Annotated in this window: 10 protein-coding genes; 3 read left to right on the top strand and 7 right to left on the bottom strand. The window is 67.4% G+C overall.

What is annotated here, in order from left to right; genetic code table 11:
- Positions 1 to 49: 49 nt before the first annotated feature.
- The 5 genes from ACO0E0_RS01155 to ACO0E0_RS01135 all read right to left on the bottom strand — a co-directional run bounded on the left by ACO0E0_RS01155 (position 50) and on the right by ACO0E0_RS01135 (position 5,810).
- Complete coding sequence (locus tag ACO0E0_RS01155) at positions 50 to 595, bottom strand: sortase (RefSeq protein ID WP_422869565.1); 546 nt, start codon at positions 593 to 595, stop codon at positions 50 to 52.
- Between the two features lie 87 nt (positions 596 to 682).
- Positions 683 to 2,488 (bottom strand): DUF4012 domain-containing protein, encoded by a 1,806-nt coding sequence (locus ACO0E0_RS01150; protein WP_422869564.1) that lies wholly within the window; start codon positions 2,486 to 2,488, stop codon positions 683 to 685.
- A gap of 42 nt (positions 2,489 to 2,530) precedes the next feature.
- A complete protein-coding gene (locus tag ACO0E0_RS01145) occupies positions 2,531 to 3,505 on the bottom strand; it encodes a GDP-L-fucose synthase family protein (RefSeq protein ID WP_422869563.1) in 975 nt (324 codons plus the stop codon).
- Positions 3,502 to 4,533 (bottom strand): GDP-mannose 4,6-dehydratase, encoded by a 1,032-nt coding sequence (gmd, locus tag ACO0E0_RS01140; RefSeq protein WP_422869562.1) that lies wholly within the window; start codon positions 4,531 to 4,533, stop codon positions 3,502 to 3,504. Before gmd ends, ACO0E0_RS01145 begins: the two co-directional genes overlap by 4 nt.
- Positions 4,530 to 5,810, bottom strand: coding sequence for a glycosyltransferase family 4 protein (locus tag ACO0E0_RS01135; protein ID WP_422869561.1), 1,281 nt, complete (start codon positions 5,808 to 5,810; stop codon positions 4,530 to 4,532). Before ACO0E0_RS01135 ends, gmd begins: the two co-directional genes overlap by 4 nt.
- A gap of 154 nt (positions 5,811 to 5,964) precedes the next feature.
- On the opposite strand from ACO0E0_RS01135, the gene ACO0E0_RS01130 reads away from it, so the two are divergent.
- The 3 genes from ACO0E0_RS01130 (at position 5,965) to ACO0E0_RS01120 (ending at position 10,006) form a co-directional block, all read left to right on the top strand.
- Positions 5,965 to 7,095 (top strand): glycosyltransferase, encoded by a 1,131-nt coding sequence (locus ACO0E0_RS01130; protein WP_422869560.1) that lies wholly within the window; start codon positions 5,965 to 5,967, stop codon positions 7,093 to 7,095.
- Between the two features lie 86 nt (positions 7,096 to 7,181).
- Positions 7,182 to 7,781, top strand: coding sequence for an LbetaH domain-containing protein (locus ACO0E0_RS01125; protein WP_422869559.1), 600 nt, complete (start codon positions 7,182 to 7,184; stop codon positions 7,779 to 7,781).
- The gene (locus tag ACO0E0_RS01120) at positions 7,778 to 10,006 is read left to right on the top strand and encodes a glycosyltransferase (protein WP_422869558.1); all 2,229 of its coding nucleotides are present in this window, start codon (positions 7,778 to 7,780) and stop codon (positions 10,004 to 10,006) included. Before ACO0E0_RS01125 ends, ACO0E0_RS01120 begins: the two co-directional genes overlap by 4 nt.
- A 179-nt stretch (positions 10,007 to 10,185) precedes the next feature.
- On the opposite strand, the gene ACO0E0_RS01115 is transcribed toward ACO0E0_RS01120, so the two are convergent.
- Positions 10,186 to 11,103, bottom strand: coding sequence for a glycosyltransferase (locus tag ACO0E0_RS01115; RefSeq protein ID WP_422869929.1), 918 nt, complete (start codon positions 11,101 to 11,103; stop codon positions 10,186 to 10,188).
- Between the two features lie 87 nt (positions 11,104 to 11,190).
- Positions 11,191 to 12,615, bottom strand: coding sequence for an O-antigen ligase family protein (locus tag ACO0E0_RS01110; protein WP_422869557.1), 1,425 nt, complete (start codon positions 12,613 to 12,615; stop codon positions 11,191 to 11,193).
- Positions 12,616 to 12,634 lie beyond the last annotated feature (19 nt).

The raw sequence follows: 12,634 nt of genomic DNA, 5'->3' as shown, positions 1-12,634 counted from the left end.
CAGGACGAGACCCCCGGGCCGCAGCCCGGGGGTCTCGTCAGGAGTGTCGTTACGCCTTGGTGCGCTGCTGGCGACGCACGAGGCCCATGACGACCATGAGCGCGGCGCCGAGGGCGATCGCTCCGCCGGCTGCCCAGCCGACGAGGGCCGGCATCGTGGAACCGGTGAAGGCGAGGGAGCCGTTCGAGCCGGTGCCCGCCGCGGTGGCGGCGGACGGGGCGACGGAGAGCGCCGAGGTGGCGACGTTGCCGGAGGCGGCGCCGGTCGCGGTGAGCGAGTAGGTGCCGCTCGCGCCCTTCGGGAGCGTGACGGAGATCGAGAGCGCACCGGTGCTGGACGCGGTCTTGGTCTCGGTGACCGTCGTGGTCGGCAGTGCACCGAGCGTGACGGCCCCGGCGCCGGTGACGGACACCCGGACGGACTCGCTCGGGACGAACGAACCGGCCGCGATGCCGACGGTGGTGGTCCCACCGGGCGTGACGGGTCCGGAGACGCTGACGGAGCTGCTGGCGACGTACCCGGCGGCGTTGGCGGCGACCGGAGTGGCGATGATGGCTGCGGTCGCGATGACGGCAGCCGCGATGATCTTCTTCATTGGTGGTGATCCCCTGATCCTTGGACGCCCCAGCACCCGAGACCGCTCACCGGACGCCTGAATAGCGAAGTGACCTCAAGATAGCGGCTACTCACAGCTGATTGCCACCGGATTCGTGACGGTTTCGTGAACGCCGGGCGTCGCGTCCACGGCCACCGTCGCCGTCGAACTGCCCGCCGGTCCGAGGAACTGCACCCGCACCGTGGTGCTTTGCCCTGGTGAGAGCAGAGTTGGCAGCTGCACGACCGGGTACGCGCCGTCGAGTGCGGTCTGGGGTGCGGCCACCTGGGAGTCCTGAGTCGCACTCAGGAAGACCCCCGATCTGGGGGCATAGACGATCACGTTCGTCTTCACCTGACCGGGCGGGACGCCGTAGTCACCCCCGCCGGTGACGTACTCCGGCAGGCTCGTCGCCGCGTCGGCCGGAGCGGTGTTCGTGAGCGTGACCTCGACGGTCCACGTCGGCCGGCCGTCCGAGCGGCACACGGTGCTGCCGACCGAGATGTCCTTGGTCAGGTAGTAGTCCATCTTCGCGCCGGTGCCGTCGTTGAGGTACACGCCGAACCGCGCAGCCGACGTCGTGCTCGTCGGCAGGCCACCGGCGACGGTCGTGCCGTCGATGATCCGCTGCTCGGCGGCGTCCGCGCTCCACAGCTTGACCCGGTGCTCCTCGACACCCGTGCTCAGGGCCGCGATGAACGCCTTCGGGTCGAAGGCACCCGAGGACACCTTGGCGAACACCGCCTGCGCCGCCCCCGCGAAGAACGCGTCCTGCGCCGCCGGGTCCTGGTACCGCGCGTACACGCCGCTCAGCAGCAACGACGTGGCGTCGTCGGAGGTCAGGGTGCCCCCGGTCGGGAGCGACACCGGCCCGGTGGCCTCGAGGACGTACCCGAGCGTCACGGGGTCCACGGAGAGCACCCCGTCGACCTCCTGCCCGAACCGCTGTTTCCACATCTGCCGCGCGAGCCGTGCGCTGAGCTCGAAGCGCGGCGTCAGGGTGACGTCCTGCATGTACTCGCCGGTGATGTCGCCGTAGATGCCGCGGGTGTCGATGCTCAGCGGGAGCACCGGTGACTTCGCCTCACCGAAGCTCGCGCCGGTCGCCTGCCGGGTCAGGCTCAACGACCCGTCCGCCGCGTGGAGGAGCGCCACCGACCCGGGGATCCCGCCCCCGGCCCGCAGCTCGGCGTTGTTCTGGAACAGCAGCAGGTAGTCCTTCGGGCCGTCGGCACCGAGCATCGCCGGGGCCAACTGGACGGCCTTGTCCGCCACCTCGGCCTGGGCGGAGGTCGTGGTCAGCGTCCCGACCAGCTGCCCGACGGCGTCGTTCACCGCGTCGACCGTGCCGGAGGTGTCGATGGCCCGGGCATCGACGAGTGCGCGCGCGAGCGTCGTCGTCGCCCGCTGCACCGGCCCCTGCGCCTCGACCAAGGGCTGCAGGTCGACCTTGCCGTCCTTCGGCTTGAACTGCGACACGTCGACGTCGTCGAGCACACCGACCGCCGGCTGCACCGCGTTGTCGGACACGTCGGACACGATGGAGGCCACCTGTCGCACCGCCCGGAGGTTCGGACCGGCGAGCGGCAGGACCTCGGCCGCGCGCCACACCGGGTCGCCCGTCAGGCGCTTCGCCGAGGACGCCCGGTCACGGAGCTGCGCCACCGTCGCGGTGGCCGCCCCGGTGTCGTCCGCGGCGATCTCGGAGCGCGCCGTCGTGACCAGCGCGACCGACTGCCGCAGATCGCGCGCCGCGAGGGCTCCCCGGACGCCGATCCACAGGACGGCGCCGACGAGGAGCAGCACGAGCGCAAGAACCGTCCAGAAGACCGGGCCCCTCCGAGACCCCGCCCGGCGCCGCCGTGCACGTCGCGACTCGGTGAGGTCGGACATGGGGTCATCTTATGGCGACCGTGAGGACCATCGACGGCGCGGCTACCCTCGGAGCGTCGTCGTGTTCTCGCGGTACCAGTCGATGGTCGATCGCAGGCCGTCCTCGAGCCCGATCCGCGACGTCCAACCCGCGTCCGCGAGCTTCGACACGTCGAGCAGCTTCTGCGGCGTCCCGTCGGGCTTCGACGAGTCCCAGTGGGTCGTGCCACGGAACCCGACGACCTTCGCGATGGTCTCGGCGATCTCCTTGATGGTGACGTCGGTCCCCGTGCCGACGTTCACCTGCTCGGGACCGTCGTAGTGCTCCATCAGGTGCAGGACGGCCGCGGCGAGGTCGTCCACGTGCAGGAACTCGCGACGCGGCGAGCCGGTCCCCCAGTTCTCGACCGTCGTCGCACCGTCGCGTACGGCTTCGTCGTACCGGCGGATGAGCGCCGGGAGCACGTGCGAGCCCGTCGGCGAGAAGTTGTCACCGGGTCCGTAGAGGTTGGTCGGCATCGCCGAGATCCACGGCAGACCGTACTGCCGGCGCACGGCCTGGACCTGCATGATGCCCGCGATCTTCGCGACCGCGTACGCGTCGTTCGTCGGTTCGAGGTGTCCGGTCAGCAGCGAGTCCTCGCGGATCGGCTGCTCGGCGAACTTCGGGTAGATGCACGACGACCCGAGGAACATCAAGCGCTCCACGCCTGCATCCACGGCGGCGTCCATGACGTTGACCTGGATCTGCAGGTTCTCGCTGAGGAAGTCGACCGGGTAGGTGTCGTTCGCGAGGATGCCACCGACCTTGGCCGCCGCGAGCACGACGTAGCGCGGCCCGGTCGCGGCGAAGAACGCCGCCACCGCGGCGCGGTCCGTGAGGTCGAGTTCGGCGGACGTGCGGCCGATGAGGTCCGTGAACCCGAGCGACTCCAGGTGCCGCCAGACGGCCGATCCGACGAGGCCGCGGTGCCCCGCGACGTAGAAGGTCGCTTCGCGATCGAGCGCGCCGGCCTGGAAGTCGACGGTCTCGGTCACTTCGTGCCCCAGCTCTCGAGCTGCACGCGGTCGATCCACGGACGGCCCGCGGACTCCAGTGCCTCGATGTCGGCGTCCACCATGATCCGGGCGAGCTCGGCGGTGTCGACGGTGGCCTTCCAGCCGAGCTTCGCCTCGGCCTTCGAGGCGTCGCCGACGAGGGCGTCGACCTCGGACGGTCGGAGGTACCGCTCGTCGAACCGCACGTGCTCCTCCCAGTCGAGTCCGGCGTGCTGGAACGCCGTCTCGAGGAAGTCGCGGACGGTGAAGTTCCCCCCGGTCGCGAGCACGAAGTCCTCCGGCTCGTCGGCCTGCAGCATCCGCCACATGCCCTCGACGTACTCGGCGGCGTAGCCCCAGTCCCGGACCGAGTCGAGGTTCCCGAGGTAGACGTGTTCCTGCCGCCCGGCCCTGATCGCGGCCACCGCCCGGGTGATCTTGCGCGTGACGAAGGTCTCCCCGCGGCGCGGCGACTCGTGGTTGAACAGGATGCCGTTGACGGCGAACATGTCGTACGCCTCGCGGTAGTTGCGGGTCACCCAGTAGCTGTAGACCTTCGCGGCGCCGTACGGCGAGCGCGGCCAGAACGGTGTGTCCTCGTTCTGGGGCGGCGGCGTCGCCCCGAACATCTCCGACGACGACGCCTGGTAGAAGCGCGTGTGGATGCCCGACATGCGCACTGCCTCGAGCATGCGCATCGCTCCGACGCCCGTCGTGTCGCCGGTGTGTTCCGGTTCGTCGAACGAGACGCGGACGTGTGACTGCGCGGCGAGGTTGTAGACCTCGTCGGGACGGAGCTCGCCGAGCAGGGAGACCAGCCGCGCGCCGTCGCTGAGGTCGCCGTAGTGCAGGAAGAGCTTGGCGGTCGGGTCGTGCGGATCGACGTACAGGTGGTCGATCCGGGACGTGTTGAAGGTCGAGGCGCGACGGATCAGCCCGTGCACCTCGTACCCCTTCGCGAGCAGCAGCTCGGCGAGGTAGGAGCCGTCCTGGCCGGTGATGCCCGTGATGAAGGCGCGTTTGGTCAATGGGTCCCCTGGGTCGACGAGTCGTTCGCCCGCCTCGCGTGCGCGGAAGCGCCCCGGCGGAGGTCGGCGAGGATCCGAGCATATCCATCGATGGCTCGCTCCTCGGCGAGGAACTCCCGGCGGAACGCGAGACCGGAGCGTCCGAGTTCGTCGGCGTGCGCTGGGTCGGAACCAAGCGCCTCCAGTGCGACGACGAGGGCGACCGGGTCGCCGGCAGGGACGACCACACCAGCACCCGCGCGCCGCACCTCGCTCTCGGTGACGCTCCCCGGGTCGGTCGCGGCGACGACCGGACGCGCAGCGTTGAAGTACGACGTCAGCTTGCTCGGGACCGCCATGCCGGCCACGCCCGGCTTCTCGTTCACGAGCAGGACGTCGGCGGCCTGGAGCGCGGCCTGGAACTCCTCGTCGGGGAGCGAGTCGAGGATCTCGATGGTCGGCACGCCGTGCGCGCTCGCGACGAGGGCCGCCCGTTGACTCCCGCCGCCGATCATCACGAACCGGACGGCGCTCGACCGGGACGCCGCGAGTTCAGCGGCGTCGATGACGTTCGACAGGCCCTGTTTCACACCCATCGCACCGGCGTGCACGACGACGACGTCCGAGTCCGACCATCCGAGCCGATGCCGGACCGCCCTCCGGTCCACCGGCGGCCGGTCCGCCAGGTGCGTCCAGTTCCGGACGACGGCCGTCGAGTCCTCGAACCCGCCGAGCTCGCTCAGGACGTGGTCGCGGAAGCGGTCATGGATCACGGCGACGACGTCCGACTGCCGGACGGTCCACGATTCGACCCGGGCCATGGCCGCAGCCACGCGGCTCGACCCCTGTCCCGTCTCGGTGATGCCGAGTGAGTACAGGTCCTGGATCCACGTCAGCACCGGTGTCCGCTGGCCGGTCAGCCGGAGACGGAGGATCGCCATCGCGCTCGCGAACAGGCTCGGCGACACGAGCACCACGACGTCGGCCCGACCCCACCGCGCGGTGACGGCGCGGAGCCCGAAGCTGACCTCGGAGAGCAGACGGAGCACACCCCGTGGGCGCCGCGGGACGAAGTGCCGCCGACGGGACACCCGCACTCCGTCGACAGTGGCGTCCTCGGACCACGGTGCGGCGGCCGGCAGTGTCCAGCTCGGGTAGTGCGGGTGGGTCGTGATGACGCGGACCCGCCACCCACGCGCGGCGAGACCACGGGCCAGTGCACTCGTGTACGGAGCGATGCCGGTCGTCTCGGGCGCGTAGTTCAGACCGACGATGACGACGGACCCTCGGGTGTCCACTGGGCGACGATAACAGTGGAACGGCAGCCCGCAGGCGCGAGCCGCGCTCGTGTGACGATCGGAACGGCCGACGCCTCGTTCCCGTTGTGAGCGTTCTGACAGACAACTGGCGATATCGTCGGGCGTTCGAGCGGGGGTGGCCAACGTGCCTCAGGTGACTGTCGTGCAGCCCTACCTGCCCCAGTACCGTGTCCCGCTGTTCGAACGCGTCGCCGAGCAGCTCCGCGCGCATGGACACACCCTGACGATCGTCACCGGGACGCCGCACGGAGAACAGTTGCTGCGCGCCGATTCCGCCACGATGACGGAGCAGAAGCCGTCCCGACACGAACACTCGTACGGTTTCGGTCCCGTTCACGTCCGATCGGTGACGACCCGAGCCGATCTCCGGAACGCCGACGCGTTGGTCGTCGAGCTCGCAGCGGGTTCCCTCGACACGGTCCGAGCCCTACTCCCGCCGCGCCGCGTCCCCGTCGCGGTCTGGGGACATGTCGGCGACTACGTCGTTCCGGGTTCAGCGCTCGGCCGCGCGGTGAAACGGTGGCAGGTCCGAACCGCAGACCGGGTCTTCGCGTACACGCCGGCCGGTGCGCAGCAGGCGATCCGCTGGGGTGCCGCGTCGACAGCCGTCGACACGATGCACAACACGGTCGACCTCTCGACACTGTCGGCGGCGGTGCACGAGATCGAACAGATCGACCCGGGCGAAGTCCGTCGGCGTCTCGGCTCTCCGGAGCGCCCGACCTTCGCATTCATCGGCGGCATCGACTCCGCGAAGCGCGTCGACATCCTCGTCGGTGCGCTGGAGATCCTCCACGACCAAGGGGAGGACACGCACCTCCTGGTCGCGGGCGACGGCTCTGACATCGACCTCTTCGCACCTGCAGCGGCACGGGGACAGGTCACCCTGCTCGGCCGCGCGGACGACGACTGCAAGGCGCTCATGGCCCGCGTCTCCCTCGCGCTCCTCAACCCTGGTCGAGTGGGCCTGATCGCCCCGGAGTCCTTCGTCCTCGGACTCCCGGTCATCACGACGACGGGGGCGCGGCACGCCCCGGAGTTCGACTACCTGGACGTCGGCCGCGACAGCGACGTCGTCGACGGAGACGCCGCCGCGTTCGCGGCGGCCATCCACCGGCTCGTCCACGACTCCGCGCGAACCGCATCGATGCAGCGCGCAGCTCTGCACAAGGCCGGTCATCCGTCGCTCGACGCGATGGCCGAGACATTCGTCGGCGGGGTGCTCGCGCTGCTCGACACGCGTCCCTCGGCCCCTCCCCGCTGACACCGGCTCATCTAAGCTGCTGCCACCGCGCACGTTTCGTCGTCGCGGACGCAAGCAGGCCTGGGCAGGCCCAACGAGGGGGAACAGTGGACCCGGACGACTCCCGCGTCCCGGACGTGCCGGTGATCAGCCTCGCCGACGCTCCCGGAGAACGGCGGTCATGGGACCGTCCCGTCGTCGTCGTCTACCTCTGGTCGATCGTGGAACTGCTGCTCGTCACGAACCCCTGGCAGATCAGCTCGTCGGTGCGAGTCCGCGCACTCCGATGGTTCGGAGCGGACATCGGCGACAACGTCACCTTCCGACCCCGCACACGGGTCCGGTTCCCCTGGAAGCTGCACATCGGGTCCGACTCGTGGATCGGCGAGGGTGTCTGGTTCCACAACCAGGACCACGTCCACGTCGGCCACGACGTCGTGATCTCCCAGGAGACGTTCATCACGACGGGAAGCCACTCGCATCGACGGAACATGGCGTTGACCACCCGGCCGATCGTGATCGACGACGGTGTCTGGGTGACCTCTCGTTGCATCGTCCTCGGCGGGACACGCATGGGTCGCTCCTCCCTGGCGCGGCCGATGTCCCGCGTGAGCGGCGAGGTCGCACCGAACACCGTGGTCGACGGCGTCCCGGCGGTCCCGGTGGGCACACGGTTCACGGACGAGGATCGGCGTCACCGACGATGAGGATCGTGCAGTTCGTCTCGTACGTCTCGGCCGACGGGGCCTTCGGCGGCCCAGTCGCGGTCGCGGTCGCCCAGGCTCGCGAACTCGCTCGCCGTGGTCACGATGTCGTGTTGCTCGCCGGATGGGACGGGCTCGCCGAGCTCCGGGTACCCGGCGTGAAAGTCGTACTGGCCCGCGTCCAGCGCATACCCGGCCTCGGTTTCAGCGGGCTCCGGTCACGAGCAGTCCGCGCGTGGCTCCGTTCGAACGCCCGCAACATCGATGTCCTCCACGTCCACGCCGGTCGCCATCTGATCGACCTCGAGGTCGCGAGGATGGCCCGACGGCTCGGGATCCCTTACGTGATGCAGACGCACGGCATGATCATGCCCGGCGGCGCCCCCTCCGCGGTGGTGGACCGTGCACTGGCCGACAGAGCGATCAGTGGGGCCGTGGCCGTGTTTGCGCTGACCGACTCCGAAGAGAAGGCACTCCGCTCCCAGTTCGCAACCGCCGCAGTCGAGCGGATACGCAACGGCATCGGTGAGTACAGGGGCGAGCGGCCCGATCGACCAGGCAACGAGGTCCTCTTCCTCGCTCGTCTGCACCCGCGGAAACGCGTTTCAGCGTTCGCATCGATGGCAGCCATCGTCGCTGGAACACACCCCGGGACGTCCTTCGTGGTCATCGGTCCAGACGAGGGCGACCTTCCTGACCTCAGGACGTTCATGGAGGATCATCCTGACGTGCCTCTGACGTACGAGGGTGTCCTCGCACCCGGTGAGGCTGCGGTCCGGCTCGCCACCGCAAGCGTCTACGTTCTCCCGAGCGACGGCGAGGTGTTCCCGATGACGGTGCTTGAGTCCCTGTCGGTCGGCACCCCGGTCGTGCTCACCGAGGACTGCGCGATCGCTCGCGACCTCGAGGCTCATGGCGCCGCCCTGGTCACCGACGGATCGCCAGCAGCGCTCGCCCGAGCCGTCACGGACGTGCTCGATCAAGACCAGATCCGTTCGCGACTCGAGCGAGGCATGGAGCGCGCACTCGTTCAGGTCTTCTCGATCCAGGCCACGGTTGACACGCTCTTGGACCACTACCCACGTGCTGAACGGCCGCGCGACCGGCCGGCCGTCGTCTGGTTGACGAACGCAGCGCCGCCGTACCGTGTTCCGGTGTGGAACGCGTTGTCACGGGACGCAGATCTCGACGTCTGGCTCCTCGAATCCGACGACCACCTCCGACGCGACGACAACAACCGTGGTGACGACTGGGCAGTCGGCAACCGCGATTCGCCGTACGTGACGACGTTCCTGCGTGCCTGGGTCGTCCGCCGTGGCGAAGCTCGTCACTATCTGACGGGCTGGATCCGACCGGCCTCACTCCGAAACCGAGACGCAATCCTCATCGGTGGCTGGGACTCCCCGGCCTACTGGGTGGCCTCCTGGGCCGCAAAACTCGCAGGGGTCCGACGCGTCGGCTTCTACGAATCCCATCGGCTCTCGCAGGAGCACACTGGTGGTGCCGTGGCATGGTTGCGACGGGTTTTCTTCACGAGCATGGACGAGATCGTCGTTCCGGGAATCGCTGCACACGACGCACTCCTCATGGAGGGCATCGACCCGACTCGTATTCGTGTCGGGTTCAACGCGGTCGACGTCCGCTCAATTCAGGACCGAACGGCCGCGGCGCGCGCCCCATCTGATCAGGCCGTCACGGCAGTTGGACATCGCCTCCTGTGCATCGGACAGCTCATTCCGCGGAAGAACGTCGCCAGCCTCATCGAGGCGTTGTCCGCGCCGGAGCTCCGAGATTGCACTCTCTCCGTCGTCGGCACGGGACCAGAGCGCAGCGCACTGGAGCACCTGTCACGGTCATTGGGATTGGAAGGACGAATCCAGTTCATGGGTTACGTTCCATCGGAAGAACTGCCCCAGGTGTTCGCAAAGCACGACGTTCTCGTGCATCCCGCTGCGCAGGAGGTCTGGGGCCTGACAGTGAACGAGGCGCTTGCTGCCGGGCTCCATGTCGTCGTCAGCGAGGACGCTGGAGTCACACCTTCGATCCTCGGTATGCCGGGTGTACGCAGCACGGCCCACTCGGCACCGGCGCTCAGTCTCGCAATCTCCAAAACCGTCCCCGCGCACCCGATCGACAGCCCTGAGATCTTGGCCATGACCCCGGAACGCTTCGCGGGCACGTTCCGGGAAGCTCTCTTGCCGAATCATCTTCATTCTTCATGGGATTAGATCGATCGAGAGCGGAACTGCATCGGTCGCGAAGCGAGCAAGGCGACACCGGACGCATTCGTGCATCGTGACGCAAGTTGCTGAGTTAGGCGTCACCCATCGACGACCCTGTTGCAAGCTGGATGTCGTTCCACGACGCCGACTCGACTGTTCCGAATTGCGATGTGAACGGGCTACGCTCAGACCTCGGTGAGTTGCTCGAACAGCGCAACGTACTTCCTGGCCGCGGAGTCAGCACTGAACTCCTCACGCACGCGTGAGCTCGCCAGAACGGCCGAACGCTGAAATGAATCGTATGATGCGGCGACCTGCTGTAGGGCCGTCGCCGCGGCGTGCGCGTCGCCCGCAGCGAACGTCGACACCGGCAAATAGCATGGCAGCGTAGCAGCGACACTATCGGAGCAAACGATCGGAATTCCGACCGCGGCACCTTCGAGCAGTCCAACGCTGAGCGCTTCACGGTCGGACGATGAGAAGAGGATGTCCGCCTCGATCATTGCCGCACCCACGTCCTCGATCGGGCCAGGCATGCGCGACGGGTTCTGAGCTCGGTAGGACATCACCGTGTCCGGTGCCAATAGACCGTTCAGATCGATCGGACCGTACCAGGTGAGCGAAAACAAGCTCGGGTCCAGTTCGCCGCAGACGTCGATCCACAGGCGCGGGTTTTTTTGATCGGCAATGCGGGAGATCGAGACCACCTCCACCGGCCGGCCAAGCCCGCGAGACGATCGTACGGGCAGCGCATCCCGCACGCCGTTCGCGATCACCACAGGTTGCACTCTGGGGAAATGTGTCCTGTAAACGGAAGCCTGGCTCTGGCTCACAGACACCACTCCACCTCGCCGTGTCTGGAGGATGCGCTCGGAGACTCGCAAACGCCAATCCTGAAAATCGTCTCCGGCACTGTGCAGCACCGTCACAACCGGCATACGGGGTGGGGCCGCAGCTCGTGAGTAGAGGTTTGGGAGGGCCGAATGGGAGACGACGATGTCCGGTTTCAGCGCACGAATGGCACGCCGCAGCCGTATCCATCGTTGACGGGGCGAGTGACGCGAACCCTCATCCAGGTAATGGTTGGACACCGACGAACCCATCATCGTCCATCGGCTGGTCAGGGAGGCTGCGAGACTTTCCGCTCCTCCTATCCTTGGACTGAGGAGCACCTGCATGATTCTCATCGTTCAATTCGCCTCAGACTCGCGCGGCGGAGTCTCGACTGGTATTTCTCGTGCATTCACGATCGGCGAAGGAGCATGATCTGGCGTTGCCCGCTCCACCCCCCGTGATCGAAGCTGGCGGCCCGGACCGTCCTCGACGACAACTCTCTCCACAGTGGATTGCGAATGACCGTACAAGAAGACGAAGACCAACAGGCCCGGCAGGAGATAGATTCGCCCTGGTAGGGACGCCACCTCGGTCAGACCGGTGGCTATCCATGTCCCCAGGAACGCCAAGGTCAGCCCCCGTGTTCGTTCATCCTTGACTCCCCTCAAGGTCAATATGACGGCCAGCACGAGACACGACAAACCCCACACGCCCCCGCTGATCAACATCTCGAGCGCGGCGTTGTGGGTGGAATAATTGGCCTGTAGGTCAGAGGTGAGACTCTGGCGGACCCAGAAAGACGAGCCGTAACCGAACAGCCAGCTGCGCGGGAACAATTCATCTGCGCCATAGTTCCAGAGATTGCCGCGTCCTGTGAACGACTGTGATGGAAGATCGAGGAACGGGAGCACAAGCACCGTCAAACTCATTCCGAACACCAACAGGCCAAGCATGTGTCGCGGCTTCGTGATGCCCTCTCCCCGAAGAATGTTCTGGCTTCGCGGCAATCGGTCGACCGGGGAAGAACGCGTGCGCCTCCGCCAGCTCCCGACGGAGTAGATGCCCACGATCAGGGCCCCTGCCGCCCAGGAGATGAGTGCGGACCGGCTACTCGTGAGGTCCACCAACATCACACCTCCGAGAGCGCACCCAACCCATCTCCAGAATGAGGTCATGAGAGCGAGAGCAACGAGACTGACTGAGGCAAGGCACACGCCTAGGGCATTACCGGTGCCCAACGGCCCGAGAGCCTCACCCCAGAGCGAGCACTTGTCGCCGCGGCACGCCCCGAGGACTTCCTGATGGAAGACCAGAGCGCTGAGGAGGATAGTCACTCCGAAGAGCCCCACCGCGGTGAGCGCCCCTCGTCGGAGACTTGCACCGCTGTATCTGCTCACCGGGCTGACGATCATGGGTAGGAAGACGATGAAGGATGCCAGCGTCATCAGTGGTTCACCATTCGCAAGGCCGAAGGCGAACAATCCGGCAAAGAGCGCGAGCATCATTCCCCCGGCTGCAGACAACCTCGAGCCCTGTCGGATCGTCCGAAGCAACAGAAGCAGCGACGCCACAGCAACGGGACCAAGCCTCAACACCGTGCCGACGGTACCGAGTGACGGAACAGCAAGGGGCAGAAGCGTTCCAAGGCATCCAAAATACAAGGCTCCAAAGACCCAGCACTGTTCAAGGTCAAAGTGCGTCCGCAAACGCCCGTTTTGACCGAACGCTGCTGAAGAGAGGAGACAGCACCCCAAGATGAGCGCTGTGAGGGCTGGAGTCACGTCGGAACGTCCGCTCTGA

Source organism: Curtobacterium phyllosphaerae (genome assembly GCF_049341865.1).
Taxonomy (GTDB): domain Bacteria; phylum Actinomycetota; class Actinomycetes; order Actinomycetales; family Microbacteriaceae; genus Curtobacterium; species Curtobacterium phyllosphaerae.
This window is presented reverse-complemented; position numbering and strand designations above follow the sequence as displayed.

Bases quoted from the DNA above. Each gene is read 5' to 3' on its own strand.
- ACO0E0_RS01155 (WP_422869565.1), bottom strand. From the start codon at position 595: ATGAAGAAGATCATCGCGGCTGCCGTCATCGCGACCGCAGCCATCATC.
- ACO0E0_RS01150 (WP_422869564.1), bottom strand. From the start codon at position 2,488: ATGTCCGACCTCACCGAGTCGCGACGTGCACGGCGGCGCCGGGCGGGG.
- ACO0E0_RS01115 (WP_422869929.1), bottom strand. From the start codon at position 11,103: ATGGGTTCGTCGGTGTCCAACCATTACCTGGATGAGGGTTCGCGTCAC.
- ACO0E0_RS01120 (WP_422869558.1), top strand. From the start codon at position 7,778: ATGAGGATCGTGCAGTTCGTCTCGTACGTCTCGGCCGACGGGGCCTTC.